General features: G+C 71.8%; 26 protein-coding genes, 1 tRNA gene and 1 other RNA gene. 17 read left to right on the forward strand and 11 right to left on the reverse strand.

Annotated elements, in window-relative coordinates:
- Positions 1-508: 508 nt before the first annotated feature.
- The 3 genes from ACYVLT_RS32355 to ACYVLT_RS32365 form a co-directional block, all read right to left on the reverse strand.
- Positions 509-593, reverse strand: a tRNA-Ser gene (locus ACYVLT_RS32355).
- Positions 594-637: 44 nt separating this feature from the next.
- The gene (locus ACYVLT_RS32360) at positions 638-910 is read right to left on the reverse strand and encodes a hypothetical protein (RefSeq protein ID WP_461123930.1); all 273 of its coding nucleotides are present in this window, start codon (positions 908-910) and stop codon (positions 638-640) included.
- Complete coding sequence (locus tag ACYVLT_RS32365; protein ID WP_461123931.1) at positions 907-1,203, reverse strand: hypothetical protein; 297 nt, start codon at positions 1,201-1,203, stop codon at positions 907-909. The genes ACYVLT_RS32360 and ACYVLT_RS32365 overlap by 4 nt, the downstream gene beginning before the upstream one ends.
- A gap of 120 nt (positions 1,204-1,323) precedes the next feature.
- On the opposite strand from ACYVLT_RS32365, the gene ffs reads away from it, so the two are divergent.
- The 5 genes from ffs to ACYVLT_RS32390 all read left to right on the forward strand — a co-directional run bounded on the left by ffs (position 1,324) and on the right by ACYVLT_RS32390 (position 5,139).
- Positions 1,324-1,418: signal recognition particle sRNA small type (gene ffs / locus ACYVLT_RS32370), an RNA gene on the forward strand.
- 31 nt (positions 1,419-1,449) lie between these two features.
- The gene (locus ACYVLT_RS32375; RefSeq protein WP_461123932.1) at positions 1,450-3,648 is read left to right on the forward strand and encodes a DNA polymerase III subunit gamma and tau; all 2,199 of its coding nucleotides are present in this window, start codon (positions 1,450-1,452) and stop codon (positions 3,646-3,648) included.
- A 74-nt stretch (positions 3,649-3,722) separates the two neighbouring features.
- Positions 3,723-4,049, forward strand: coding sequence for a YbaB/EbfC family nucleoid-associated protein (locus ACYVLT_RS32380; RefSeq protein ID WP_360454848.1), 327 nt, complete (start codon positions 3,723-3,725; stop codon positions 4,047-4,049).
- On the forward strand, positions 4,049-4,642 hold the full coding sequence (recR, locus tag ACYVLT_RS32385) for a recombination mediator RecR (protein ID WP_015097686.1): 594 nt from the start codon (positions 4,049-4,051) through the stop codon (positions 4,640-4,642). The genes ACYVLT_RS32380 and recR overlap by 1 nt, the downstream gene beginning before the upstream one ends.
- Positions 4,639-5,139: a uridine kinase family protein gene (locus ACYVLT_RS32390; protein WP_461123933.1), complete on the forward strand. Its 501-nt coding sequence runs from the start codon at positions 4,639-4,641 to the stop codon at positions 5,137-5,139. Before recR ends, ACYVLT_RS32390 begins: the two co-directional genes overlap by 4 nt.
- Positions 5,140-5,154: 15 nt before the next feature.
- Here ACYVLT_RS32390 and ACYVLT_RS32395 read toward each other — a convergent pair whose 3' ends face one another.
- On the reverse strand, positions 5,155-8,415 hold the full coding sequence (locus ACYVLT_RS32395) for an AfsR/SARP family transcriptional regulator (RefSeq protein WP_461123934.1): 3,261 nt from the start codon (positions 8,413-8,415) through the stop codon (positions 5,155-5,157).
- A 229-nt stretch (positions 8,416-8,644) separates the two neighbouring features.
- Between ACYVLT_RS32395 and ACYVLT_RS32400 the strand changes: the two genes are divergently transcribed.
- The 5 genes from ACYVLT_RS32400 to ACYVLT_RS32420 all read left to right on the forward strand — a co-directional run bounded on the left by ACYVLT_RS32400 (position 8,645) and on the right by ACYVLT_RS32420 (position 14,484).
- Positions 8,645-10,327 carry an ABC transporter substrate-binding protein gene (locus ACYVLT_RS32400; protein ID WP_461123935.1) on the forward strand — a complete coding sequence of 561 codons (1,683 nt, stop codon included), beginning with the start codon at positions 8,645-8,647 and terminating at the stop codon, positions 10,325-10,327.
- A 36-nt stretch (positions 10,328-10,363) separates the two neighbouring features.
- Positions 10,364-11,368 (forward strand): ABC transporter permease, encoded by a 1,005-nt coding sequence (locus ACYVLT_RS32405; protein ID WP_461123936.1) that lies wholly within the window; start codon positions 10,364-10,366, stop codon positions 11,366-11,368.
- A gap of 6 nt (positions 11,369-11,374) precedes the next feature.
- On the forward strand, positions 11,375-12,307 hold the full coding sequence (locus ACYVLT_RS32410) for an ABC transporter permease (RefSeq protein WP_461123937.1): 933 nt from the start codon (positions 11,375-11,377) through the stop codon (positions 12,305-12,307).
- A gap of 3 nt (positions 12,308-12,310) precedes the next feature.
- Entirely contained in the window at positions 12,311-13,306 is a 996-nt protein-coding gene (locus ACYVLT_RS32415; protein WP_461123938.1) for an ABC transporter ATP-binding protein, read from the forward strand.
- An 86-nt stretch (positions 13,307-13,392) separates the two neighbouring features.
- Complete coding sequence (locus ACYVLT_RS32420) at positions 13,393-14,484, forward strand: ABC transporter ATP-binding protein (RefSeq protein WP_461124168.1); 1,092 nt, start codon at positions 13,393-13,395, stop codon at positions 14,482-14,484.
- Between the two features lie 78 nt (positions 14,485-14,562).
- Here ACYVLT_RS32420 and ACYVLT_RS32425 read toward each other — a convergent pair whose 3' ends face one another.
- Positions 14,563-15,270 (reverse strand): SDR family oxidoreductase, encoded by a 708-nt coding sequence (locus ACYVLT_RS32425; RefSeq protein WP_461123939.1) that lies wholly within the window; start codon positions 15,268-15,270, stop codon positions 14,563-14,565.
- Between the two features lie 83 nt (positions 15,271-15,353).
- On the opposite strand from ACYVLT_RS32425, the gene ACYVLT_RS32430 reads away from it, so the two are divergent.
- The gene (locus ACYVLT_RS32430; protein WP_461123940.1) at positions 15,354-15,797 is read left to right on the forward strand and encodes a winged helix-turn-helix transcriptional regulator; all 444 of its coding nucleotides are present in this window, start codon (positions 15,354-15,356) and stop codon (positions 15,795-15,797) included.
- An 87-nt stretch (positions 15,798-15,884) separates the two neighbouring features.
- Here the strand turns inward: ACYVLT_RS32430 and ACYVLT_RS32435 are convergent, their stop codons facing one another.
- Positions 15,885-16,448, reverse strand: a complete 564-nt coding sequence (locus ACYVLT_RS32435) for a TIGR03086 family metal-binding protein (protein ID WP_461123941.1) — start codon at positions 16,446-16,448, stop codon at positions 15,885-15,887.
- Between the two features lie 76 nt (positions 16,449-16,524).
- Here ACYVLT_RS32435 and ACYVLT_RS32440 point away from each other — a divergent pair, with 76 nt between their 5' ends.
- Positions 16,525-17,193: a TetR/AcrR family transcriptional regulator gene (locus tag ACYVLT_RS32440; protein WP_461123942.1), complete on the forward strand. Its 669-nt coding sequence runs from the start codon at positions 16,525-16,527 to the stop codon at positions 17,191-17,193.
- Here the strand turns inward: ACYVLT_RS32440 and ACYVLT_RS32445 are convergent.
- A complete protein-coding gene (locus tag ACYVLT_RS32445) occupies positions 17,100-17,717 on the reverse strand; it encodes a DedA family protein (RefSeq protein WP_461123943.1) in 618 nt (205 codons plus the stop codon). The two genes, ACYVLT_RS32440 and ACYVLT_RS32445, sit on opposite strands and share 94 nt — an antisense overlap.
- A 124-nt stretch (positions 17,718-17,841) precedes the next feature.
- A complete protein-coding gene (locus ACYVLT_RS32450) occupies positions 17,842-18,801 on the reverse strand; it encodes a helix-turn-helix transcriptional regulator (protein ID WP_461123944.1) in 960 nt (319 codons plus the stop codon).
- A 63-nt stretch (positions 18,802-18,864) separates the two neighbouring features.
- Here ACYVLT_RS32450 and ACYVLT_RS32455 point away from each other — a divergent pair, with 63 nt between their 5' ends.
- The gene (locus ACYVLT_RS32455) at positions 18,865-20,016 is read left to right on the forward strand and encodes an epoxide hydrolase family protein (protein ID WP_461123945.1); all 1,152 of its coding nucleotides are present in this window, start codon (positions 18,865-18,867) and stop codon (positions 20,014-20,016) included.
- 51 nt (positions 20,017-20,067) lie between these two features.
- Here the strand turns inward: ACYVLT_RS32455 and leuA are convergent, their stop codons facing one another.
- Complete coding sequence (gene leuA / locus ACYVLT_RS32460; protein ID WP_461123946.1) at positions 20,068-21,858, reverse strand: 2-isopropylmalate synthase; 1,791 nt, start codon at positions 21,856-21,858, stop codon at positions 20,068-20,070.
- A gap of 227 nt (positions 21,859-22,085) precedes the next feature.
- On the opposite strand from leuA, the gene ACYVLT_RS32465 reads away from it, so the two are divergent.
- Positions 22,086-22,385 carry a hypothetical protein gene (locus ACYVLT_RS32465; RefSeq protein WP_461123947.1) on the forward strand — a complete coding sequence of 100 codons (300 nt, stop codon included), beginning with the start codon at positions 22,086-22,088 and terminating at the stop codon, positions 22,383-22,385.
- 19 nt (positions 22,386-22,404) lie between these two features.
- A complete protein-coding gene (locus tag ACYVLT_RS32470) occupies positions 22,405-22,722 on the forward strand; it encodes a hypothetical protein (RefSeq protein ID WP_461123948.1) in 318 nt (105 codons plus the stop codon).
- On the opposite strand, the gene ACYVLT_RS32475 is transcribed toward ACYVLT_RS32470, so the two are convergent.
- Together ACYVLT_RS32475 and ACYVLT_RS32480 are read right to left on the reverse strand one after the other, a co-directional pair.
- A complete protein-coding gene (locus ACYVLT_RS32475; RefSeq protein WP_461123949.1) occupies positions 22,687-23,289 on the reverse strand; it encodes a nitroreductase family protein in 603 nt (200 codons plus the stop codon). The two genes, ACYVLT_RS32470 and ACYVLT_RS32475, sit on opposite strands and share 36 nt — an antisense overlap.
- On the reverse strand, positions 23,289-24,488 hold the full coding sequence (locus ACYVLT_RS32480) for a glycosyltransferase 87 family protein (RefSeq protein WP_461123950.1): 1,200 nt from the start codon (positions 24,486-24,488) through the stop codon (positions 23,289-23,291). Before ACYVLT_RS32480 ends, ACYVLT_RS32475 begins: the two co-directional genes overlap by 1 nt.
- A gap of 101 nt (positions 24,489-24,589) precedes the next feature.
- Here ACYVLT_RS32480 and ACYVLT_RS32485 point away from each other — a divergent pair, with 101 nt between their 5' ends.
- Positions 24,590-25,855, forward strand: coding sequence for an aspartate kinase (locus ACYVLT_RS32485; protein WP_461123951.1), 1,266 nt, complete (start codon positions 24,590-24,592; stop codon positions 25,853-25,855).
- Positions 25,852-26,943, forward strand: coding sequence for an aspartate-semialdehyde dehydrogenase (locus ACYVLT_RS32490; RefSeq protein ID WP_461123952.1), 1,092 nt, complete (start codon positions 25,852-25,854; stop codon positions 26,941-26,943). Before ACYVLT_RS32485 ends, ACYVLT_RS32490 begins: the two co-directional genes overlap by 4 nt.

Below are 26,943 nucleotides of genomic sequence, written 5' to 3' on the forward strand. Positions count from 1 at the left end.
TGGCCCCCGGGCCTGACCAGCGGATCTACTGTGGCGCTAGCTGTCCAGGCCTAGCCACAGCACGATCCTGGTGATCACGAAGAGGGGCGTCTGTGCCGCCTGCTGGTGGTCCAGGCGCTTCTCTCGCGTCCCGGCCCCGCAGTGAGGGCACGGCCGCCCATCCTTCGGTTCCCTATCGCTCACCTGTTCTGTCCTCCGGTCTCTGGGGAGAGTCGGCAGGGGGTCCTACCGAGCTAGCTGCGGCAGGTGTCGATCAGGTGTGCGATGACGGCATCGCCTACGGTCTCCCCAGGGGAGAGCAAGTAGGTCTCTCCTGCGGTTTGGTGGCTAGCCGCCTCTGACCTGCGGTTACAGATTCTGTCGGAGTGAACGAAATCACCGCTCGCCACTGTCCGTGAATAAGAATGTCACTTTGGGTACAGGCCGTGTAGAGGGTCGATTGAGACCCGCACTGAGACCCGTCAACGACAGAGCCCCGGTCACCTGAGGGTGCCGGGGCTCTGACCTGCGGAGGATACGGGATTTGAACCCGTGAGGGGGTTAACCCAACACGATTTCCAGTCGTGCGCACTAGGCCACTATGCGAATCCTCCGCCGGAGAGACTACCGGACGGCGGGTGGGCCGCCCAAAACGGGGCTAGCAGAACCAGCCGTCGGCGACCCAGCCGTGGGCGTTGATGTGCCCGTAGGCGAAGCCGTAGACGTAGTTGCCCACCTTCGGGCCCTTCACCAGGAACGTCTGGCCCCGGTAGAGGGTGCCCATCCACGGGCCGTCGTTGGGCGCGGTGCGGACGTAGAGGTCGTTGGCGCACACGGTCTCGCGTTCGCCGATGGTGCCGTTGGCGGCCTGGGCGGGTGCCGCGGTCGCGACCAGGGCGACGGCGGCGACCAGGACTGCTGTTGCCTTCACCACGAGTCGTAACCCCCGATGCACTCGATCCGCAGGTAGCCCCAGTCGTTGGGGCCGAAGTCCATGCTCGCCGCCCACCCGTTGTAGACGGGGTGGGCGCCGGGCGTGTGGCCGATCTTGTTGCCGTAGGTCAGGGTGCGCTTGAACTCGACCGGGCCGACCGCGTGGTTGTAGTTGCCGTAGAAGCTCGCGGTCTGGCAGACGACGATGGCGTGCCGGGGCGGTACCGGTTCGGCCGCGGCGGTGGTGGCTCCGAGCAACAGGGCTGTGCACGCGAGGACGAGAGCCCTCATCTGGTTCCTCCTTCACCGGGTAGTGCTACTAGCCGGTGAAATTCTCCCGTTCCGGGCGCGGGCCGGACAGGGCCAAGCGTGGGTCCGGGCGGACCCGGCGGGGCGACCGGCTACACTTGCCTCGGACCTCGTGCGGCACACATCTCGCGAATCTCCCCAGGGCCGGAAGGCAGCAAGGATAAGCGGGCTCTGGTGGGTGCACGGGGTCCCCTTTCTTTGTCGGACCCTCCCGGTAAGGTCGCCGACGTGGCGCTCGCCCTCTACCGCAAGTACCGTCCGGCGACCTTCGGCGAGGTCGTCGGGCAGGAGCACGTCACCGAACCGCTGCGCACCGCCCTGGCAGCCGGTCGGGTCAACCACGCGTACCTGTTCTCGGGGCCGCGCGGCTGCGGCAAGACGTCCAGCGCCCGCATCATGGCGCGCTCGCTGAACTGCGTGAACGGCCCGACGCCCGACCCGTGCGGCGAGTGCAACTCGTGCGTGGGGCTCGCGCCCAACGGGCCGGGCAGCGTGGACGTGGTCGAGCTCGACGCGGCCAGCCACGGCGGCGTGGACGACGCCCGGGAGCTGCGCGACAAGGCGTTCTACGCGCCGGCCGAGTCGCGGTACCGGGTGTTCATCATCGACGAGGCCCACATGGTCACCACGCAGGGCTTCAACGCCCTGCTGAAGATCGTGGAGGAGCCGCCCGAGCACCTCATCTTCATCTTCGCCACCACCGAGCCGGACAAGGTGCTGCCGACCATCCGCTCGCGCACGCACCACTACCCGTTCCGGCTGATCCCGCCGAGCTCGATGCGGGCGCTGCTGGAGCGCAACTGCGCGGCCGAGGGCGTGGCGGTCGACCCGTCGGTGTTCCCGCTGGTCATCCGCGCGGGCGGTGGGTCGGCCCGGGACACGCAGTCGGTGATGGACCAGCTGTTGTCCGGCGCGGGCCCCGAGGGGGTGCGTTACGACCGGGCGATCTCGTTGCTCGGCGTGACGGACGTGGCGCTGATCGACGACGTGGTGGACGGCCTCGCGGCGGGTGACGGCTCGCAGGTCTTCGGCACGGTCGACCGCCTGGTCGACGCCGGGCACGACCCGCGCCGGTTCGCCTCCGACCTGCTCGACCGGCTGCGCGACCTGGTGCTGCTGCACGCCGTGCCGGACGCGGCGCAGCGCGGCCTGGTGTCCGCGCCGGACGACGAGCTGGCCAAGATGATCGCGCAGCGCGACGCGACCAGGCCCGCGACGATCACCCGGTGGGCGGAGATCCTGCACCAGGGGCTGACCGAGATGCGCGGGTCGACCGCGCCCCGGCTGCTGCTCGAACTCGTGACCGCGCGGATGCTCCTGCCCTCGGTCGGCGACGTCGAGTCGGGCCTGCTGCAACGCGTCGAGCAGCTGGAACGCCACGGCCCACCGGCCGGCGGCGCGGCCGGGCCCGCACCGGAGGCCAGGTTCCAGCGGCCCTCGCAGCGCTCCGCCGAACCGGCCGCCCCGCAGTCCACACCGCCGGCCGCCGCCGCACCCGCGCCGGCCGCCGCCGCACCCGCGCCGGCCGCCGCTCCCGCGCCCCAAGCCGCCGCGCCCGGGCTGCCCGCCCCTCCGGTGCTGCGATCGGCGGCGATGAGGTCCGCCGGCGACCCGGCCGCCGCGGACGGTCCGGCCGCACCCGCCCAGCCGCGGGCCCATGCCCAGGGTGATCGGGGTGCGGTGCCGCCGCCCGCCGCCGCACCGGACGTGCCACCGAACGGCGCGGTGGGCGGTGCACCCGTGGTCCCGCCGCCCGCCCCGGCCGCCGACCAGTACCCGGACCGGCAGTACCCAGAACAGCAGTACCCGGACCAGCAGGCCGAGGTCCCGGCCGCCCCGGCCTCGTCCTCGGGCGGTGTCGACGCGGTCGAGGTGCGTCGGCGCTGGTCGGAGCTGTTGGGCGTGGTGCGCGGCACGAGCCGCAGCACCGAGGCGATGCTCACCAACGCCACCGTCGCCGACGTCGACGGCACCACGGTCACCCTCACCCACGCCTCCGCCCCGCTGGCCCGCCGGCTGGCCGAACCGCGCAACGCCGACACCATCGCCGCCGCGTTCGCCCAGGTCCTCGGCGGCACGTGGCAGGTGCGGTGCGTGCACGGCGACGCGAGCGCCGCACCGGCCCGGCAGGCGCCGCAGAAGCCGCAGCGGCCCGCGCCGACCAGGCCGAGCCAGGCGCAGGGCCAGGCGCGCCAACCCGAGCCGAACCGCCCGGCGCCGGCCGGCAGGGCACCCGCCGACGACGTGCCGCCGCCGCCCGAGCCGCCGGAGCCCGATGAGCCCCTCCCGCCGGAGCCGGTGGACGAGGAGGAGATGCTGGCCGAGGCCGCCCTGCCGGGCGACGCGGACGACCAGCGGCTCGACCCGGAGGCCGTGGTGCTCAAGCTCCTCGCCGACGAGCTCGGCGCGCGGCCGTTGAAGGGCTGATCGACGCGACTACGCTGGCGTACGGCGGCAGACCCCGAAGAGAGGAACCCGCGGTGCAACCCGGTGGGCCCAACATGCAGCAGATCCTCCAGCAGGCGCAGATGATGCAGCAGCAGCTCGCCGCTGCGCAGCAAGAGCTGGCCGAGGCCGAGGTCACCGGCACCGCCGGCGGCGGTCTGGTCACCGCCGTCGTGTCCGGTGGCGGCGAGCTCAAGAGCCTGAACATCGACCCGAAGGTGGTCGACCCGGACGACGTCGAGACGTTGTCCGACCTGGTGGTCGCGGCCGTGCGCGACGCCAACCGGGCCGCGCAGGAGCTGGCGGCCCAGAAGATGGGCCCGCTGGCCAGCGGCATGGGCGGGATGGACGACCTGGGCGGTCTCGGGAAGCTGTTCGGCTGATGTACGAGGGGCCCGTCCAGGACTTGATCGACGAGCTCGGCAGGCTGCCGGGCGTCGGTCCGAAGAGCGCGCAACGCATCGCCTTCCACCTGCTCGCCGCGGACCCGGCCGACATCGGCCGGCTCCAGGACGCGTTGCAGAAGGTCAAGGACGGCGTGGTGTTCTGCGACGTGTGCGGCAACGTCTCGGCCGAGGCGACCTGCCGCATCTGCCGCGACCCGCGCCGCGACCTGACCCTGATCTGCGTCGTGGAGGAGCCGAAGGACGTGCTGGCGGTCGAGCGCACGCGCGAGTTCAAGGGCCGCTACCACGTCCTGGGCGGTGCGCTCGACCCGTTGTCGGGCGTCGGGCCGGACCAGCTGCGGATCAGGCAGCTGCTGACCCGGATCGGCACCGACGTGAACGAGATCATCATCGCCACGGACCCGAACACCGAGGGCGAGGCGACCGCGACGTACCTGGTGCGGATGCTGCGCGACTTCCCGGGCCTCACCGTGACCAGGCTCGCGTCGGGCCTGCCGATGGGCGGCGACCTGGAGTTCGCCGACGAGCTCACCCTCGGCCGGGCCCTGTCCGGCCGGCGCAGCATGTGAGGCTCGTCGCGGTCGACGGGCCGTCGGGCTCGGGCAAGTCGACCTACGCGGCGCGCCTCGCCGAGGAGCTGGGCGCCGAGGAGCTGAGCGTGGCCGTGGTGACGACCGACCACTTCGCCACCTGGACCGACCCGGTGTCGTGGTGGCCGCGCCTGGTCGCCGAGGTCCTCGACCCGCTCCGGCACGGCCGCGAGGCCCGGTACCGGCGGGTGGACTGGACGCTGGGGTGGCCGAGACCCGGTGACCTCGTGGTCGTGCCGGTGCCGGACGTGCTGGTCGTCGAGGGCGTCTCGGCGGCCCGCCGCTCGATCGCGCCACTGCTGGACGAGGCGGTCTGGGTCGAGGTGCCCGACCCGGAGGAACGGCTGCGCCGGGCCGTGGCCAGGGACGGCGAGGGGAGCCGCGAGCACCTGCGGCGCTGGCAGGCGTTCGAACGCGGCTGGTTCGCCGTGGACGACACCAAGGCCCGCGCCGACCGGATCGTCACGATCGACTGACCGGTTCCCGTGCCGCTACCCGTCGAGTGCCGCCCGCACGACGTCGGCCTCGGGCGATCCGATGGCGGTGAACCACTCCAGCGCGGTGCGCCAGTGCCGCCCCGCGCCCGCGACGTCTCCGGTGGCGGCCAGCGCGTCACCGGCCAGGTGGGCGGCCCGCGCCCGCACGAACCGCTGCCCCGTGGCGCCGCTCAGCTCCAGGCACCGCAGCGCCAGGTCGAGCGCCTGGGCCACGTCGCCCTGGTCGAGCCTGATCCGGCCGAGCACGGCCAGCACGTCGACTTCGGCGATCCGCAGTCGGTAGCGGACCGCGCTGTCCAGCGCCTGGCTCGCCGAGTACTTGGCCTCGTCCAACCGGCCCGCCGCGCGGTGGACCAGCGCGAGGCTCCGCCGCGCCGCGCAGATGCCCAACGGGTAGCCGGTCTCCTCGGCGATCCGCAGCGCCTCCGTGCTGCGCTCCACCGCCTCCTCCAGCCGACCCAACCCGCACAGCGCCTCGCTCAGGGCGATCTTCGCGTCGCACAACCCCTTGAGGTTGCCCAGTTCGCGCGCGATCTCGACGGCCCGCCCGGCCTCGTGCGCCGCGTCCGCCCACCGGCCCCGCATCACGCAGGTCAGCGCCAGGCCCTCGTGCGAGAAGTGCGCGAACCCGCGCGCCCCGGCCCGTTCGTACAGCTCGCCGCACCGCACGTAGAGCTGCGCGGCCCGTTCCGGCTGCCCCAGGAACAGGTGCACCTCGGCCAGCGCCCGGTGGCTGTCGGCCTGCGTCATCCACGCGCCGAGCCGGTTGCCGACGTCCAGCGCGCCCTCGAACGACGACACCGCCCGGTCCAGCTGCCCGAGCTGCATGTAGACGCCGCCGAGGTTGAGCTGGGCGATGCCCTCCTGCTGCAGCGCACCGATGTCCCGCGTGATCACCAGCGCGCGTTCGAGGTGCTCGGCGGCCTGCTCCAGCTCGCCGATGTCGATGCAGACCGCGCCGAGGTTGGCCAGCACGGCCGCCTCGACGGCGGGCGCGGCGCCGGTGCGCCGCTGGATCGGGATCGCCCGGCGGAAGTAGTCGACGGCCACCCGGTGCTGCCCGATCGCCCAGTACAGCGTGCCCAGCGACGACAGCATCGCCACCTCGCCGACCGCGTCCTGGGAGGCCTGCGCCACCGCGAGCCCGGCCTTGGCGGTCGCCAGCCACTCCACCGGCAACCCGATCGTGTAGAAGTACCGCCGCAACGCGTCGGCCAGCTGCCACACGTCGCGGTCGGGCTGGCGGTCGGCGGCGTGCACGACGAGTCCGACCAGGTTGCCCCGCTCGGCGTCGAGCCAGGCCAGCGCCTCCGCCGAGGTGGAGAACAGGCGCGGCGTCACGCCCGGCACGACGTCGGTGCGCGGCAGCCGCAGCAACGTGCTCTTGAACGCGTCCGTGGCGTTGTCCACCGACCGGATCGACCAGTCCAGCAGCCGCCGCGCGGCCTGCGCGCTCTCCGCCGCGTCGTCCTCGAACTCGCGCCGCTCGGCCGCGTAGTCCCGCAGCAGGTCGTGGAACTGGTAGCGGCCGGGCGCGTGGTTGTCCACCAGGTTCGCCGTGGCCAGCCGGTCGAGCCTGCGCCGCGCGTCCTGCGTGGTCAGCCCGCCCAACGCGGCCGCGACGTCCGGCGTGATGTCGCCCGGCGCCAGCGACAGCAGCCGGAACAGCGTCGCCAGCTCCGGCTTCAACGCGGTGTAGGACAGGTCGAACGCCGCGTGCACGGCGGCCCGCTCGTCGCCCTCCACGGCCAGCGCCGCCAGCCGGTTGCCCGCGCGCAACTCCTCCACGTACGACGCGATGGTGATCTCCGGCCGGGACAGCAGGTTCGCCGCCGCGATCCGCAGCGCGAGCGGCAGGTGGGCGCACAGCTCGGCCAGCTCCTCGGCCGCCTCCGACTGCGACGCCACCACGTCCTCGCCGAGCATCCCGACCAGCAGCGCCCGCGTCTCGGCCCGGTCGAGCACGTCGAGCCGCACGTTGGACGCGGCGTGGCTGACCGCGAGCCCGCGCAGGGTGTCCCGGCTGGTCACGAGCACCGCGCAGCCCGGCGAGCCGGGCAGCAGCGGCCGGATCTGCTCGGCGTTGGCCGCGTTGTCCAGCACCAGCAGCACCTGCTGGTCGGTCAGCCGCGACCGGAACATCGCCTCCTGCTCGTCCTGGTCCAGCGGCACCGACTCGGGCGGCACGCCCTGCGCGCGCAGGAACCGCGGCAGCACGTCCACCGCGCTCAACGGCGAGCCCTGGGCGTAGCCGCGCAGGTTCACGTACAGCTGGCCGTCGGGGAACAGGTGCCGCATCTTGTGCGCCGCGTGCACCGCCAGCGCCGTCTTGCCCACCCCGGGCGGCCCGGCCAACGTCACCACCGGCACGCCCTGCGCGGTCCGCAGCAACGCCTCGATCAGCTGAACGGCCTGCTCACGGCCCACGAAGTCGCCGATGTCGGCGGGCAGCTGCGAGGGCACCACCCGGTCGCGCCGCGCCGCGGGCGCGTTCTGCCCCAGGTCCAGCGACGGCGACCCGCCGAGCACCTGCTGGTGCACCCGCCGCAGCTCGTCACCGGGGTCGATGCCCAGCTGGTCGGCCAGCAGCCCGCTGACCCGCCGGTACGCGCCCAGCGCGTCGGCCTGCCGCCCGGACCGGTACAGCGCGACCATCAGCTGCGCCCACAGCCGCTCCCGCAGCGGGTGCTCGCTGGTCAGCCGGGACAGCTCGGGGATCAGCTCGGCGTGTCGGCCCAGGTCGAGGTCGACCTCGACCCGGCGCTCCTCGACGTGCAGCCGCCGTTCGCCCAGCCGGGGCACCTCGTCGCGGTGCAGCACTTCCGAGGGCACGTCCACCATCGCGGGACCGCGCCACAGCGCCAGCGCCGCGGTGAAGATCGCCGACGCCGACTCCAGCCTGCCCGCGGCCCGCTCCCGCTCACCCTCCTCGACCAGCTGTTCGAACCGCATGACGTCGATCGTGCGTTCGTCCACGTCGATCAGGTAGCCGTCGGGCACCGTCCGGATCGGCACGGCCGGGCCGAGCACCTGGCGCAGCCGCATCACGTAGGTCTGCAACGTGCCGCGCGCCCGCGCGGGAGGCTCGGCGCCCCAGATGTGCTCCGCCAGCTCGTCCACCGAGACGCCGGCGCCGGCGCGCATGAGAAGCGACACAAGCAGGGACCGCTGCCGTCCCGCCCGCACCACGACCTGCTCGCCGTCGACCAGCACCTGCAACGGGCCGAGGACGCGGAACTCGACCACAGGGCTCACCGGCGACCTCCCTCCGCACGTGTGCAGGTTTCTGTTGTCCGTTGTACAGCGTAGGAGGGCGTTTGCCCGATCCGCCGTGGTCGCGTTGGGTCAGCGAACGTGCGCCGGACGTATGAGAATGCTGATTCGCGTGGCCGGATCGTGACCTGTGTTACGTCGGAAGGGGTGTGGTGACCGGTTAGGGTCCGTGACCACACCGTGAGATCCCGGATTTCCCTAGGGGTGTTTGATGGTTCATTCCCGAACGGCCCGGCGCCGTTGGACGGCCGCGATCGGCCTGACCGGCGTCGCTGCGCTCGCACTGTCCGCCTGCGCCGAATCCGGCCGCACGGACGACCCGGGGGCCGGCCAGGTCGGTGGCACGCTCACCTTCGGTGCGGCCGGTGCTCCCAAGCTGTTCGACCCGTTCTACGCCACTGATGGCGAGACGTTCCGCGTCTCCCGCCAGATGTACGAGGGCCTGGTCGGCTTCAAGCCGGGGACCGCCGAGGTGGAGCCCGCGCTGGCGACCGACTGGGACTCCTCCGAAGACGGCAAGACGTGGACGTTCACACTGAAAGAAAACGTGAAATTCCATGACGACTCCGCCTTCAACGCCGAAGCGGTGTGCTTCAACTTCGACCGCTGGTACAACCAGAAGGGCGCCGGTCAGTCCGACGCCGTTTCGCAGTACTGGCTGGACAACTTCGGCGGCTTCGCGGACACCCCCGACAAGCCGTCGCTGTACAAGTCCTGCACGGCCAAGGACCCCAAGACCGCGATCATCGAGCTGAACGAGGCCACCTCGCAGTTCCCGTCGGTCCTGGGCTTCACGTCGTTCTCCATCTCCAGCCCGACAGCGCTCAAGCAGTACGACGCGGACAACGTGGTCTCGGCCGGTGACAGCTTCACCTACCCGGCCTACGCCAACGAGCACCCGACCGGCACGGGCCCGTTCAAGTTCTCGAAGTTCGACAAGGCGAACAACGTCGTCGAACTCGTCCGCAACGACAACTACCACGGTTCGAAGGCGAAGCTCGACAAGATCGTCTTCCGGATCATCCCGGACGAGACCGCCCGCAAGCAGGCGCTCGAAGCCGGCGACATCGACGGCTACGACCTGCCGAACGCGGCGGACTGGCCGGGCCTGAAGGAGAAGGGCTTCAACGTCGCGGTCCGCCCGGCGTTCAACGTCCTGTACCTGGGCATCAACCAGAAGAACAACCCGAAGCTCCAGGACCTGCGGGTCCGCCAGGCCCTCATGTACGCGATCAACCGCGAGCAGCTGGTGAAGTCGCAGCTGCCCGAGGGCGCGACGGTGGCCACCCAGTTCATGCCGAGCACGGTCGACGGCTACAACAAGAGCATCTCCGAGGTGAAGTACGACCCGGAGAAGGCCAAGTCGCTGCTGGCCGAGGCGGGCGCGTCCGACCTGACGCTGAAGTTCTTCTGGCCGACCGAGGTCACCCGGCCGTACATGCCGAGCCCGAAGGACATCCAGGCCGCCATCGCGGGCGACCTGGAGAAGGCCGGCATCAAGCTGGACGTCTCCAGCAAGCCGTGGAACGGCGGTTACCTGACCGACGTCGACCAGGGCATCCCGGACCTGTTCATGCTGGGCTGGACCGGTGACAACGGCACGCCGCAGAACTGGATCGGCACGTTCTTCGGCCGCACCGACAACCGGTTCAACACCGGTTCGTCGCCGTGGGGCGCGGAACTGGCCACCGAGCTGGGCAAGGCCAACTCGGAGCCCGACGAGGACAAGCGCCGCGGCATGTACGAGGAGCTGAACAAGAAGATCATGGAGGCGTACCTGCCCGCCGTCCCGGTGTCGCACTCGCCGCCGGCCCTGGTGCTCAAGTCGGAGATCAAGGGTGTCGTGCCCAGCCCGCTGACCGACGAGAGGTTCGGTTCGGCCAGCAAGGGCTGAGTCGCACAACTCCAGACAGAGACGACGGGGTAGCTCATGCTCCGCTACACGATCCGACGGCTCATCCAGCTGGTCGGCGTGGTGCTGGTGCTGTCCCTGCTGCTCTTCGCGTGGCTCCGCGCTCTCCCGGGAGGACCGGTCTCGGCCCTCCTGGGAGAGCGCGCCACGCCCGAGTCGCGGGAAGCCCTCACCAAACAGCTCGGCTTGGACCAGCCGATCTTCCTCCAGTACTTCAAGTTCATGGGCCGTGCGCTGTCGGGCGACTTCGGCGTGTCGACGGGCGTGCAGCCCGGCGACTCGGCCCTCGACATCTTCCTGCAGCGCTTCCCGGCGACCCTCGAACTGAGCTTCCTGGCCATCGTCATCGCCATCGCGGTCGGCATCCCGCTGGGGTACATGGCCGCCAAGCGCCGCGGTGGCTGGTTCGACAACCTCAGCGTCGGCGGCTCGCTGCTCGGCGTCGCCGTGCCGGTGTTCTTCCTGGCCTACGTGCTCAAGGACGTGCTGTCGTCCGCGCTGGGCCTGCCGACCGGTGGCCGCCAGGACGCGATCGACGCCACCCGGGTCACCGGGTTCTTCGTCCTCGACGGCGTGATCACCCAGGAGTGGGACGCGGCGCTGAACGCGCTGGAGCACCTGATCCTGCCCGCCCTGGCGCTGGCCACCATCCCGTTCGCGGTGGTGTTCCGGATCACCCGCGCCGCCGTGCTCGACGTGCTCGACGAGGACTTCGTGCGCACCGCCGAGTCCAAGGGCCTCACCGCGCAGACCATCCGGCGCAGGCACGTGTTGCGCAACGCGATGCTGCCGGTCGTCACCACCATCGGCCTGCAGACCGGCGCGCTGCTGGCGGGCGCGGTGCTCACCGAGAAGGTGTTCGCGTTCGCCGGTGTGGGCGAGGCGCTGGCCCTCGGGTTCGAGCGACGCGACTACCCCGTGCTGCTGCTGCTGATCATCATGGCCACGATCGTGTACGTGGTGGTCAACCTGCTGGTGGACCTCTCGTACGCGCTCATCGACCCGCGGATCAGGACGAGGTGAGCCGCGATGGTCACTCCCACCCGTAAGAAGGACCGCATCGACAAGCTCGCGGGGAGCAGCGCCGACGCCGGCGTGAGCCTCGCCGCGAGCGCGTGGCGGACGCTGCGCCGCAGCCCGGTGTTCCTCTTCGGCGCCACCATCATCGGCCTGTTCGTGCTCGTCTCGGTGCTGTCGCCGTGGCTCGCGCCGCACGACCCGTCCGAGCCGATGCTGATCGACCAGGTCATCAAGGCGCGCAACGAGATCCCGCCGCCCCAGGACGGTCACCCGCTCGGCGGCGACCTCCAGGGGCGCGACTTCCTGTCCCGGCTGCTCATCGGCTCGCAGCAGACGTTGATCGTCGGCGTGCTGGCGACCCTGATCGGGTTGGCGGGCGGGCTCACGCTCGGCACGCTGGCGGGCGCGTTCGGCGGCTGGGTCGACTCGCTCGTCATGCGCGTGGTCGACGTCATGCTGTCGCTGCCCAGCCTGCTGCTGGCGTTCAGCATCAGCGCGATGTTCGCCAAGCCCAACCAGTACACCGTGATCATCGCGGTGGCCGTGGTGCAGATCCCGGTGTTCGCGCGGCTGCTGCGCGGGTCGATGCTGGCCCAGCGGCACAGCGACCACGTGCTGGCCGCGACCGCGCTCGGCGTGAAGCCCGGCGCCATCGTGTTCCGGCACATGCTGCCCAACTCGCTCGGCCCGGTGATCGTGCAGTCGACGCTGGTGCTGGCCACGGCCATCATCGACGCCGCGGCGCTGTCGTTCCTCGGCCTGGGCAACCCCGACGACCGGATCCCGGAGTGGGGGCAGATGCTCGGCGACGTGCAGACCGTGTTCGACACGCACCCGCAGCTGGCGTTCTGGCCGGCGGGCGCCATCATCGTCGTCGCCCTCGGCTTCACGCTGATGGGTGAAACCCTGCGCGAAGCCCTCGACCCCAAGAGCAGGCGGTGAGTCGTGCCACTCCTGGAAGTACGTGACCTCACCGTGGTCTTCGAGCGCAAGGGGGAGAAGCCCTTCACCGCCGTGGACCACGTGAGCTTCGACGTGGAACCGGGCCAGACCGTCGGCTTGGTCGGCGAGTCGGGGTGCGGCAAGTCCGTGACGTCGTTGGCGATCATGGGGCTGCTGCCCAAGCGCGGCGCGCGCGTGTCCGGTTCGGTGCGGTACGAGGGCGTGGACCTGCTGTCGCTGTCGGACCGCGAGATGCGCGACCGGCGCGGCCGCGACCTGGGCATGGTGTTCCAGGACCCGCTGTCCTCGCTGAACCCGGTGATCCCGATCGGGTTGCAGGTCACCGAGGTGCTGGAGCGGCACCGGGACGTGCCGCGCAAGAAGGCGATGCTGGAGGCGGCGGAGCTGCTGGACAAGGTCGGCATCCCCGACCCGACCCGGCGGCTGTCGGAGTACCCGCACCAGCTGTCCGGCGGCATGCGCCAGCGCGCGTTGATCGCCATCGCGCTGGCCTGCCGGCCGCGGCTGCTGATCGCGGACGAGCCGACGACGGCGCTGGACGTGACGATCCAGGCGCAGATCCTGGCGCTGCTGAAGGAACTGGTGCACGACCTGGGCACCGCGCTGGTCATGATCACGCACGACCTCGGCGTGGTCGCGGGCCTGTGCGACGAGGTGAACGTGCTCTACGCCGGGCGCGTGGTGGAGAAGGCGCACCGGCACGAGCTGTTCGCCGCGCCGCGCCACCCGTACACGCACGGCCTGCTGTCGTCGATCCCGCGGCTCGACGCGCCGCGCGGCGAGAAGCTGAACCCGATCAGGGGTTCGGTGTCGGACAACATCCCGTGGACGCAGGGGTGCGCGTTCGCGCCCCGGTGCCCGAACAAACTGGACGTGTGCGTGCAGGTGACGCCCGAGCAGGAGGACATCGGCGGCGGCCGGTTGCTGCGCTGCCACAACCCGGTGCGGCCGCCGGTGGCCGAGGAGGTGTCGGTGTGAGCACCGCGATCACCCCCCAGCCGGACAGCCCTCAGCCGGAAAGCCTCCAGCCGGAAAGCCCTCGGCCGAGCCCCCTCGGGGAGACGTTGGTGTCCGTCGAGGGCATCAAGGTGCACTTCCCGATCAAGCGGGGCGTGATCCTCGACCGGACGGTCGGCCACGTGTACGCGGTGGACGGGGTCGACCTGTCCGTGCGGCGCGGCGAGACCTACGGCCTGGTCGGCGAGTCCGGCTGCGGCAAGTCCACCCTCGGGCGGGCGGTGCTGCGGCTGTCCGAGCCGACGGCCGGGCGGGTCGTGTTCGACGGCACGGACCTGTCGACGTTGAAGGGCGAGCAGCTGCGCCGGATGCGCCGCCGGATGCAGATGGTGTTCCAGGACCCCATGTCGTCCCTGGACCCGCGGCAGTCGGTGGAGTCGATCCTGGTCGAGGGCCTGCGGGCGCACGACCTGGACAAGGGTCGCGAGCAGACCGGCGAGCGGTTGCGCACGCTGCTGTCGGCGGTCGGGTTGCCGACCACGTCGCTGCGCAAGTACCCGCACGAGTTCTCCGGCGGTCAGCGGCAGCGCATCGGCATCGCGCGGGCGTTGGCGGTCGAACCGGACCTGATCATCGCCGACGAGCCGGTGTCCGCGCTGGACGTGTCGGTGCAGGCGCAGGTGGTCAACCTGCTGGAGGAGTTGCAGGAGGAGTTCGGACTCACCTACCTGGTGATCGCGCACGACCTCGCCGTGGTGCGGCACATCTCCGACCGGGTCGGCGTGATGTACCTGGGCGGCCTGGTGGAGGAGGCGACCTCGGACGGCCTGTACGCCGAGCCCCTGCACCCGTACACCAAGGCGCTGCTGTCCGCGATCCCCGTGCCGGACCCGCTGGTCGAGGACCGGCGCGAACGCATCCTGCTGTCCGGCGACCTCCCGTCGCCCGCCAACCCGCCCAAGGGCTGCCGCTTCCACACCCGCTGCCCGTGGAAGCAGGCGACCCGCTGCGACACCGAGCGGCCCGAGCTGCGCGAGGTGCTGCCGGGGCACAAGGTCGCCTGCCACTGGGCGGAGGACATCCGGGCGGGCAAGATCCGGCCGCACGAGGTGCAGGCCGTGCTGGTGGAGGAGGACGGCATCTCGCCGGACGTCCCGCTGGTCGGCCCGGCCTCGGTGACGGAGGCGTTGAACCCGTGAGCCGCGGGTCCGGGGCGCCGTCCACCGACGGAGCCCCGGACCCGGGCGTTCGGACCCGGGCAGGTCGGACGCAGGTGGTCAGACCCGGGCGGCCTGCGGGTAGAGCAGGGTCGGGTCGGCGGCCAGGGCCGCCTTGAGGTCGACGACCCCCTGGTCGGCCAGCACCTCGATCCGGTCGGCCGCGACACCGTCGAGGGCGGCGCGCACCACGTCGGCCGGGTCGTTCTTGGGCATGTCGAGGCCCGCGGTCATGTCGGTGTCGGTCGGGCCCAGCAGCACGCCGGTGACCAGCGTGCCCTGGCCCGCGAGCTCCACCCGGACGCCGTTGGTGAGGCTCCACTGCGCCGCCTTGGCCGCGCTGTACGCGGTGGCGCGGTCGTAGGACACCCACGACATCGAGGACAGCACGTTCAGGATCGCCCCTCCGCCGTTGGCGGCCAGGACGGGTGCGAACGCGCGGATCACCTCCAGCGTGCCGTAGAAGTGGGTGTCCATCTCCAGCCGGATCGCGGCCGGGTCGCCGGTGACGAGGTTCTCGCCGGTGATGAGGCCCGCGTTGTTGACCAGCAGGGTGACGTCGGTGGCGACGGTCGCCGCCGCGGCGATCGACCCGGGGTCGGTGACGTCCAGGCGCAGCACCTCGACGCCCGGCAGGTCGACCCGGTCCGGGTTGCGGGCCGTCGCGTAGACCTTGGCCGCGCCCCGGTCCAGCAGTTGCCGCGCGAACTGCCGGCCGAGGCCGCGGTTGGCCCCGGTGACCAGGGCGACCGAGTTGGCGATCTCCATGCGTTCTCTCCCCTGAGCGTGGGTTGGTGCGCCCAACCTAGCGGGGTCTGGCTTGGGTGTGGCAACCCAGCCATACTGGGATCGTGACGGCACCCGACGGCTCGCCCTGCGCCATGGTCAAGGCGGTGGAGGTCGTCGGCGAGCGCTGGACGTTCCTCGTGCTGAGCGAGGCGCTGGCGGGCGCCAGCCGGTTCTCGGAGTTCCGCGCCGCGCTGGGCATCGCCTCCGACGTGCTCGCGGCCCGGCTCGCCAAGCTGGTGGACACCGGGCTGATGTGCCGGCGTGGCTACCGGGAGCCGGGGCAGCGCCCGCGCGAGGGCTACCACCTCACCGAGGCGGGCCGGAAGCTGAGCGTGGTGCTGTGCGCGTTGCAGCAGTGGGGCGACGAGCACATCCCGTGCACCGTCCCCACGGTCGACTACCGCGCCGCCGACGGGCGCGCGGTGTCGGTGCGGTTCGTGGACGAGGACGGTGTCGTGGTCCCGGCGCACGAGGTCCGCGCGGAGCGCACGGCGCCGGTTGGCTAGTCCGGCGACACCGACCCGGCCGTCGGGCCCGGTCGGGGGAACCGCGTCGGGGCGCCTCCCCCTGTTGGCGGCGCCCCGACGCGGTGGTCAGGCCGACCAGGTCGGCGCCCGGCCGAGCAGGGCCACCAGGCGGTCCGTGGCCGGCGCGTCCTGCGGCACGGGGACCGGCATCGCGAACGCGCCGCCCGGACCGCGCACGTCCGGCGTCGTCGGGTAGTGCCGCGCCATCCGGTAGGCGGTGGTGGCGAGTTCGGGGTCGAGGGTGCTGTCGACGCCGATCGCCCGGGCCAGGTCCCAGGCGTGCACCAGGTTGTCCACGAAGTGTCCGGCGACCAGGTCGCGGCCCGGGCGGCGGCCGTAGCCGGGGAACTCGGCGTCGCGCTCCAGCACGCCATCGGCGCGGAACGCCTCGGTGGCCGCGTCGGTCGCCGCCCGGTACGCGGTGGGCATGTCGTCGTCGGCCGGCGCCTCCACGGCCGCGTGGCGGATGGCCGCGGTGAACGACAGCGTGAGCTCGACCTGGTGGCGCAGCAGTTCGTAGACCGTCCAGCCGGCGCACGGCGTGGCCAGGTCCAGGTGGTCCTCGTCGAGGCCGGCCATCAGCTTCAGGTTGAGGTCGAGTGCCGACCGGTTCAGGTCCAGGAGATCCATTGGTGCCCACCCCTCAAGTTGTACGAACGATCGTACAGTTAGTTTGGCGGTGGTCAAGGGGGATAGCGTGGAGGTCGTGAAGGTCGACGGACGGGTGGAGCGCGGCGAGCAGACGCGGCGGCAGATCCTGCGGCGGGCGGCGGAGATCGCGTCGGTCGAAGGGCTGGAGGGCCTGTCGATCGGGCGGTTGGCGACCGAGCTGGAGGTCAGCAAGAGCGGGGTGTTCGCGCACTTCGGGTCGAAGGAGGAGTTGCAGCTGTCGACCGTGCGCGCGGCGGCGGCGATCTTCGCGCGGCAGGTGGTGGAGCCGGCCCTGACCGTGCCGCCGGGTTTGGACCGGTTGGAGCGGCTGCTGGACGGGTGGCTGAGGTACTCGGAGGACCGCACGTTCCCCGGCGGGTGCTTCTTCTACGCCGTGCAGGCCGAGTTCGACGCCCGGCCGGGACGGGTCCGCGACGCGATCGCCGGGTACGGGCGCGAGTGGAACTCCTACGTGCGGCAGACGATCGGCGAGGTCGGCGGGATCGCCGACCCCGACCAGCTGACGTTCGAGCTGATCGCGTTCCTGGAGATGGCCAACGCCCAGTCCGTGCTGCACGACGACCCGGACGCGTACGAACGGGCCCGCGTCGCGGTGCGCAACCGCTTGGCTCAGGCGGGTGCGGCGGCTTCGGGTGCGGCGTCCGGCACGGCGGCTTCGGGCACGGCGACATCCGGCACGGCGGCGTCCACGGCCCGGCGCTGAGCGGCCTTGACCGCCATCCCGATCGGCACGCTGATCAGCGTCGCCACCCCGAACGAGATCAGCGTGGCCACCACCGGGTCGGTGAAGACCTGGCCGCCGAAGTAGCCGAGCGTGGCCGTGTAGGCGCTCCACAGCGTGGCGCCGACGAGCGCGATCGGCGTGAACCGCCGCAGGGGCCACCGCAGCGCCCCGGCCAGGATGGCGCCCGCGAGCCCACCGCCGGGCACGAACCGCACCCCGACCAGGATCGACTCACCGCGCGTGGCCAGCTTGGCCGCGGTCCACGTGATCACCGCCCGCGGCCCGGGCCGCCGCCCGACCCGCGCGAGCGCCCGCATCCCCGCACCGCGCCCGATGCCGAAGTTGATCAGATCGGACAACGCGCAGCCGGCGGCCGCCACCGCGATCACCGCGGTCAACGACAGCTCACCGGACGCCGCCAGCACGCCGTACCCGATCAACACGGCCTCGGTCGGCGCCAGCGGCACGACGGCGACGACGAACAGCACCACGAACGCGGTCATGACCGGGGAACGCCGCCGGGTTCCCGATCATCTCCGACCTGTCGACGTCTTCAGCAACCCGTCAGCTCGACATCACGAATCCGCAGGTAGGACCTCGACGATGTGATGTGCGGCACGGGTCTCGCTAAGGCCCCCCGATCGCGCGCAGGCAGCGGTCGGCGTGGGCGCGCAGTGCGTCGACCAGGGCGGGCGGGCCGTCGGTCAGGGTGAAGGCGACGTCCACCGACGTGATCATCCACACCAGGTCGACCGCGGTCTCCGCGCCGACGTGCAGCAGGCAGGTTCGTTCGTCCACGGGCTCGACCACGCCCATGCCGGGCCAGATCCGCTCGGTCACGGTGTCCGCCGGCTCGTGCAGCAGCACGGTCGCCCGCACCGGCCAGGCGCGCGATGACAGCCGGTGCTCCAGGTAGGCCGCCACGTCGCCGTCGGGCGGTTCGCGGGGTGTGAAGCGCGGGCCGTTCGGCGTCCGCAGCGCCAGCCGGTCGACGCGGAAGCTGCGCCAGTCGTCGCGGTCGGTGTCCCAGGCGACCAGGTACCAGTGCCGGGTGAAGCTGACCAGGCCGTGCGGCTGCACGGACCGGGTCGTCGCGCCGCCGCGCGGGCTGCGGTAGTCGAACCGCAGCGACTCGTGCCGGCGGCAAGCGTCCGCGATGGCCACGAGCACGTCCGGCTCCACGCGCGGCCCGCCCGCGCCGACGCGGACGGTCGCCGAGTGCAGCGCGCCGACCCGGTGCCGCAGCCGCGCGGGCAGCACCTGCTCCAGCTTGGCCAGCGCCCGCGACGACGTCTCCTCGATCCCCGCCACCGACCCGCCCGCGGCCGTGCGCAGCCCGACCGCCACGGCCACCGCCTCGTCGTCTTCGAGCAGCAACGGCGGCAGCGAGGCGCCCGCGCCGAGCCGGTAGCCGGCGGTGCCGCGGGTGGCGTGCACCGGGTAGCCCAGCCCGCGCAGGCGTTCGACGTCACGGCGGACCGTGCGCGTGGTGACGTCCAACCGTTCGGCCAGCTCGGCGCCGGACCAGTCGCGCCGGGTCTGCAACAGCGACAGCAGCCGGAGCAGCCGCGCGGACGTGTCCACCATGCCGTGGAGCCTGCCCGATCGTTAGGACCGGAACCGTCCCAAGGCCCTCCTACGGTCGCCGCCATGACAGAGATCCGCCCGTTCCGCATCGACGTGCCGCAAGACCGGCTGGACGACCTCAGGGCACGCTTGGCCGCCACCCGCTGGCCGGCCGAGCTGCCCGGCGTCGGCTGGAGCCGGGGCGTGCCGGTGGACTACCTGAAGGACCTCGCCGAGCACTGGCGCACGACCTACGACTGGCGCGCGCACGAGGCGGCGATCAACGAGCACCCCCAGTTCCTGGCCACCGTCGACGGGCAGAACGTCCACTTCCTGCACGTCCGCTCACCCGAGCCGGACGCCCTGCCGCTCGTGCTGCTGCACGGCTGGCCCGGCGGCGTCACCGACTTCCTCGACGTCATCGGCCCGCTGTCCGACCCGCGCGCCCACGGCGGCGACCCGTCCCACGCGTTCCACCTGGTCATCCCGTCGCTGCCCGGCTTCGGCTTCTCCACCCCGCTGGCCGGACCGGGCATGGGCGCCGCCCGGATGGCCGGCGTCCTGGTCGACCTGATGGCCGCCCTCGGGTACGAGCGGTACGGCGTGCAGGGCTACGACACCGGCGCGTGGGTCGCCCCGGAGATGGGCAGGCAGGCGCCCGACCGGGTGATCGGCATCCACCTCAACGCCCTGCTGACGTTCCCGGTCGGCGCGGAGGGGGAGCTGGACGGCCTCACCGAGGTCGAGCAGCGCCGGTGGGCGGCCATGCAGGACTTCAACGACGGCTACCTCCAGTGCAACGCCAAGCGGCCGCAGACCGTGGCCTACGGGTTGCACGACTCGCCGGTGGGCCAGCTCGCGTGGATCGTGGAGAAGTTCAAGGAGCTGACCGACCCGGAGGACGGCCTGCCCGAGGACAGCGTCGACCGCGACCGCATCCTCACCGACGTGTCGCTGTACTGGCTGACGGGCACGGCGGCGTCGGCGGCGCAGGTGTACTTCGAGGAGATCTCCGCGAAGGCGTGGGACGACGGCGGCGACTGGGCGGCGGAGCCCGCGAAGGTCCCCACCGGTGTGCTGGTGTCGGTCCACGACGTGACGATCCGCCGCTGGGCCGAGCGCGACCACGACGTGGTCCGCTGGACCGAGCTCGACCGGGGCGGCCACTTCCTCGCGCTCGAACAGCCGGACCTGCTGGTCGCGGACGTGCGCGAGTTCTTCGCCGTCCTGCGTTGAGACGAGGTCGCCTCGCCGGCCGGGAGACCGGCGAGGCGACCCCCTCGACGACTACCGGTTGGCGCGGTTGATCGCGGACACCAGGGCGCGCAGCGACGCGGCGACCGTGGAGCTGTCGATGCCGACGCCCCACAGCACCCGGTCGGACACGGCGCACTCCAGGTAGGCCGCCGCACGGGCGTCGTCACCCGAGGACATCGCGTGCTCGAAGTAGTCCAGCACCCGCACGTCGTACCCGATGGTGGCCAGCGCGTCCACGAACGCGGCGATCGGGCCGTTGCCGCCGCCGGTGATCTCCTGCGTCTCGCCGTCCACCACCACGACGGCCTTGATCGTCTCGTGGCCGCTGCCGTCGCCGGACACCTTCTGCCGCACCAGCCTCAGCGGCGCGGTGGCGTCCAGGTACTCGTCGGAGAACGCGTCCCACATGTCCTTGGGGCCGATCTCGCCACCGCGGGTGTCGGTGACCTCCTGGATGACCCGGGAGAACTCGACCTGCAACCGGCGCGGCAGGTCCAGGTGGTGCTCGGTCTTCATCAGGTACGCCACGCCGCCCTTGCCGGACTGCGAGTTCACCCGGATCACGGCCTCGTAGTTGCGGCCGACGTCCTTCGGGTCGATCGGCAGGTACGGGACCTCCCACGGGAACTCGTCCACGTGCTGCCCGGCGGCCTTGGCGGCGTCCTCCAGGGCCTCGAAGCCCTTCTTGATCGCGTCCTGGTGCGAGCCGGAGAACGCGGTGAACACCAGGTCGCCGCCGTACGGGTGCCGTTCGGGCACGGGCAGCTGGTTGCAGTACTCGACCGTGCGGCGGACCTCGTCGATGTCGGAGAAGTCGATCTGCGGGTCGACGCCCTGGCTGAACATGTTCATGCCCAGCGTCACCAGGCACACGTTGCCGGTGCGCTCGCCGTTGCCGAACAGGCAGCCCTCGATCCGGTCGGCGCCCGCCAGGTAGCCCAGCTCGGCGGCCGCCACGCCGGTGCCGCGGTCGTTGTGCGGGTGCAGCGACAGGATGATCGACTCACGGCGCGCCAGGTTGCGCGACATCCACTCGATCGAGTCGGCGTACACGTTCGGCGTGGCCATCTCCACCGTGGCGGGCAGGTTGATGATCAGCGGCTTCTCCGGCGTCGGCCGGATGACCGCCGACACCGCGTCGCAGACCTCCAGCGCGTACGACAGCTCGGTGCCGGTGTAGGACTCGGGCGAGTACTCGTAGCGGAACTCGGTCTCCGGGTAGTCCTGCTCCTGCTCCAGCGCGAACGCGGCGGCGTCGGTGGCGATCTTCTTGATGCCCTCGCGGTCGGACTTGAACACGACCCGGCGTTGCAGGATGGACGTCGAGTTGTAGAAGTGCACGATCGCCTTGGCCGCGCCGCGCAGCGACTCGAACGTGCGGCTGATCAGCTCGGGCCGGCACTGGGTCAGCACCTGGATGGTGACGTCGGGCGGGATCGCGCCGTCCTCGATGATCTCGCGGACGAAGTCGAAGTCGGTCTGCGACGCGGCCGGGAAGCCGACCTCGATCTCCTTGTAGCCCATCCGGACGAGCAGGTCGAACATCTTGCGCTTGCGCGCGGGCGACATGGGGTCGATCAGGGCCTGGTTGCCGTCACGCAGGTCGACGGCGCACCACAGCGGCGCCTTGGTGATCCGCTTGGTCGGCCAGGTCCGGTCCGGTACGTCGACCGCTTCCACCTGGTCGTGGAACGGTCGGTAGCGGTGCACCGGCATCGACGTGCCGCGCTGCGGGTTCCACGCGGGCTGGTCGGGCACGGGGCGGGCCGGGGGCCGGATGCGGCTGGTGCCGGAGGTGTAGGCATCGTGACTGGTGTTCATGTTCGCGGTGCTCCTGCTGCTGCCGGTGGGATGACGACCGGCGGCAACGCTCGTTCCCGCGACGGGGGGCCGGTCTGATCAGACCCCGTCACGGCGGCGAAGCAGGAGGGCACGTGCCATGCGGCACAGGTTAACCACATTCCGCGCCGGCGTGGAACCGAGCGCCCAGATGGTGGAACTTCACCCCGTCGAGTTTCACTCGATCGTGGGGCGGGCACCTTCTTGACATGTCCAGATGGCGAACCTCAACGCGCAGCGGCAGCTTCACCGCTGCTCGAGTGATCAGCGGTGTTGGCGCCGTGTTCGCGCTCATCGAGGTCCTCTACATCCTGATGATCCTCTTCGGGGCGAACCCTGCCAACGCGTTCTTCCGGTTCATCCAGCAGCTCGCCGAGCCGCTGGCGTTGTTCTTCCCCGGCCTGTTCCAGTTGGGCAACGCGAACCTCGACCTGATCATCAACTACGGCCTGGCGGCGGTCTTCTGGGTCGTCGTGACCAGCCTGCTGGCCCGTCTCGTCGCCCGCTAGGGCGTGCCACACTCCCGTCATGGCTGAACACCGGACCGCGGACCGCTCGGTGCGCACGAAGGTCGTCTCGGTCGTGGCGGGAGTGCTCGGCTGGGCGGGGCTGCTGTGCGCGGTGGTCCTGGTCGCCCACGTGCTGCTGACGGTGGGCGGCGCGAACCCCGGCAACTCGATCACGACCACGGTCGCGACCTGGGCCGATCGGCTCGCGCTCGGGTTCCGCGACCTCTTCACGCCCGAGGACGCCAAGCTGCGCGTGCTGGTCAACCACGGCTTGGCGGCGCTGTTCTGGCTGGTCGCGCGCTCACTCGTGGTCAGGCTCGTCCGCCGCCTCGCCTGAGCCGGGGAAGGCGGGCCGGCCCCACCGACCCGTGAACGCGGTCTCGGACAGCGGCTTGCGCACCCGCGGCCGCCGTTCCCGGGCACGCAGGTCCTCGGGCAGGTCCGCGTCGTCGCCGAGCAGGCCGACCGCGACCACCACGACCGGCCGCACGTGGTCGGGCAGCCCGAACGCCTCCCGCACCGCGTCCGGCGAGAACCCGCCGATCTGGTGCGTGACCAGGCCCGACTCCACCGCCTGCAACACCAGGTTCTGCACCGCCAGGCCCAGCGCGAACTCGGTGTTCGGCACCGGACCGCGCTCGTCGGACTCGGCCACCGCGCCGACGAGCAGCACCGACGCCCGCCCGGCCCACGTCCGGTTACCGGGCCGCAGCGCAGCGAAGATTCGCTCGAACGTGTCGTCGCCGCGGTACCCGACGAGGAAGCGGGCGGGTTGCGTGTTGCCGTGCGAGGCCGCCCAGCGGGCCGCTTCCAGCAGCACGCGCACGGTGTCCGGCGACACCTCGGCCGTGCCGTCGAACGCCCGCGGGCTCCAGCGCCGTGCGATCAGGTCGTTGAGTTCCATCAGATCGCATACTGCCAAGCCGTGATGGCGTACGCGCCGAACCACGCGCTGAACACCGAAACACCCACCAGCACCGCCACCACCGTGCTCGTCCGCCGCCGCGCCAGCGCCACCGCGACCGGTACCAGCAGCGTGAACGCGGGCAGCAGCAGCCGCGCCTTCGAGTTCATCAGGCCGTTCGACCCCAGGTCCATGGCGAGCACGCCGACGCCGTAGACGACCAGCGGCCACGCCAACCGGCGCCGGAAGCTCAGCACCACCAGCGCCAGCGCCACCACCAGCAGCCACACCGTGGTCAGCTCCAGCACCGACCTCGGGTCACCCAGGATGAGCAGCGCGAACTTCCCGGTGGCCGCGCCGCCGTCGAACCGGGAGTCCCACCCGATCCGCTGCACGGCGAACCAGCCGTCCCACCGCCCGGTGCGCAGCGCCACGTACCCGAGGTAGCCGAGCAGCCCGAGCGGCGCGACCAGCCCGCCGACCCACGCCCGCCAGTCGTCCCGGCGGTGCCACACCGCCACGGCCGCCGCCGCGCACACCGCCAGGACCAGCGCCGCCGCCGTCGGCCGCACCAGCCCCGCCGCCGCGCAGCACACGCCCGCCAACACCCAGCGCCGCTCCACCACGCCCACGAGCGACCACACGGCCAGCGCGCAGAACGTCGCCTCGGAGTAGGTCATGGACAGCGCCACCGCCATCGGCGACGCCGCGAACAGCACCACCAGCACCAGCCCGGCCCGCCGCGACCCGTCGAACACCCGCGTGCCCAGCCGCGCCAGGCCGTAGGCGCAGCACACGCCGCTGACCAGGCTCACCGCGAACGCCGCGCCGACCGTCGGCACGCCGGGCAGCCCGTCGACCCACCGCACCAGCGTCGGGTAGCCGGGGAAGAACGCCAGCGGCGTCTCCGCGGTCCGCCGCCCGAACGCGTCCACCAGCCACTCCGGCACGTCGCCGTAGCCGCCCTCGGCGATGCCCAGGAACCACTGCCCGTCCCACGACGTGAGCGCCCTGGTGACGTCCTTGTCCCACCGCGCCGCCATCAGTTGCAGCACGAGCAGCCCGAGTTCGCGCACGGCCAGGTAGAGCACGGCGGGCGCCAGCAGGACGGTGACCCGGTGTCTGGCCACGCCCGCCAGCCGTCCACGCGCGCGGGGCGCGTCGTCGGGGTCCACGCGAACGGCCTCCAGGGTCGACACGGGGTCGAGGGTAGTGGGCGTCACGGCGACCGCTGTCCACTCCTCGGGCCAGGTAGTCTCCCCGGTGAGCTGGGCTTGAAGCACCTGGGAGGAGTGGGTCTGTGGCGCTCGTCGTCCAGAAGTACGGCGGTTCCTCGGTCGGGAGCGCCGAGCGGATCAAACGGGTGGCCGAGCGCATCGTCGCGACCCGCAAAGCGGGCAACGAGGTCGTCGTCGCCGTGTCCGCGATGGGCGACACGACCGACGAGCTGCTCGACCTCGCCCGCCAGGTGTCCCCGGTGCCGCCCGCCCGCGAGATGGACATGCTGCTCACGTCCGGTGAGCGCATCTCCATGTCGTTGCTGGCGATGGCGATCAGCTCGCTGGGCGCCGAGGCGCGCTCCTACACCGGCTCGCAGGCCGGCGTGATCACCACGTCCGTGCACGGCAAGGCGCGCATCATCGACGTGACGCCCAGCCGCATCCAGGACGCGCTGTCCGAGGGCGCCATCGCGATCGTCGCGGGTTTCCAGGGCGTCAGCCAGGACAGCAAGGAGATCACCACGCTCGGCCGCGGCGGCACCGACACCACCGCGGTGGCGTTGGCGGCGGCGCTGAAGGCCGACGTCTGCGAGATCTACACCGACGTGGACGGCGTGTTCACCGCCGACCCGCGCATCGTGCCGAACGCCAAGCGGCTGGAGACCATCACCTACGAGGAGATGCTCGAGATGGCGGCGAGCGGGGCCAAGGTGCTCATGCTGCGCTGCGTCGAGTACGCCCGCCGCTACGGCGTCCCGGTGCACGTCCGATCTTCGTTCAGCAACAAGCCCGGGACCATCGTGTCCGGGTCAGTGGAGGACCTTCCCGTGGAACAGGCGATGATCACCGGCGTCGCGCACGACCGGTCCGAGGCCAAGGTGACCGTGACCGCGGTGCCCGACCTGCCCGGCATGGCGGCGCGGATCTTCCGCGTCGTGGCCGAGGCGGAGCTCGACATCGACATGGTCGTGCAGAACGTCTCGCAGGCCGTGTCCGGCCGCACCGACGTGACGTTCACCCTGCCGAAGGACGACGGGCCGCGCGCGGTCGCCGCGTTGGAGAAGGCGCGCGAGGAGATCGGCTTCGACCAGGTGCTCTACGACGACCACGTGGGCAAGGTGTCGCTGGTCGGCGCCGGCATGCGCTCGCACCCCGGCGTGACCGCGCAGTTCTGCGAGGCGCTGGCCGCGGCGGGCGTCAACATCGAGATCATCTCCACCTCGGAGATCCGGATCTCGGTCATCTGCCGCGACACGCAGCTCGACGACGCCGTGCGCGCGCTGCACGACGCGTTCGAGCTCGGCGGCGACGAAGAAGCCGTGGTGTACGCGGGGAGTGGACGATGAGCGAGGCTTCAGGTGTGATCGTCCCGCAGGGGCCGGTGCTGGCCCTGGTGGGCGCGACGGGCGCGGTGGGCACCGTCATGATCGACATCATCAACGGCCGGGAGTCCGTGCCGTGGGGTGAGATCCGGCTGATCGCGTCCGCGCGCTCGGCGGGCAAGAAGATCACCGTGCGCGGTGAGGAGCTGACCGTGGTCGCGCTGTCGCCCGAGGCGTTCGACGGCGTCCACATCGCCATGTTCGACGTGCCGGACGAGGTCTCGGCCGAGTGGGCGCCGATCGCCGCGGCCAAGGGCGCGGTCGCGGTGGACAACTCGGGCGCGTTCCGGATGGACCCCGAGGTGCCGCTGGTGGTGCCCGAGGTGAACGCGGACCGGATCGGCGAGCGTCCCAAGGGGATCATCGCGAACCCGAACTGCACGACGTTGTCCATGATGGCCGCGCTGGGCGCCCTGCACCGGGAGTTCGAGCTGCGCGAGCTGGTCGTGGCGTCCTACCAGGCGGCGTCGGGCGGCGGGCAGGCGGCGATCGACCGGCTGTACGCGGAGACCTCGGCGTTGGCGGGCAAGGAGGTCGGCGTGCGCGCGGGCGACGTGCGGGAGACGCTGGAGGCCGCCGGGCTGCCGGTGTCCGACTCGCCGTTCCCCGCCCCGCTGGCGTTGAACGTGGTGCCGTGGGCGGGGTCCTTGAAGGACGACGGGTGGACCAGCGAGGAGCTGAAGGTCCGCAACGAGTCCCGCAAGATCCTGGGCATCCCGGAGCTGAAGGTGTCCGCGACCTGCGTGCGCGTGCCCGTGGTGACCACGCACTCGCTGGCGGTGCACGCCACGTTCGCCCGCGAGGTCACCGTCGAGCAGGCGCACAAGATCTTCGACGCGCAGCCGTCGATCGTGCTGGTGGACGACCCGGCGGCGAAGCGGTTCCCGACGCCCGCGGACGTCGTGGGCGGCGACCCGACCTACGTCGGCCGGGTGCGCCAGGCGCTGGACTTCCCGAACACGCTGGACTTCTTCGTGTGCGGCGACAACCTGCGCAAGGGTGCGGCGCTGAACACCTACGAGATCGCCGAGGAGCTGGCGGGCCGGCTGTAG

The organism is Saccharothrix stipae (genome assembly GCF_054781895.1).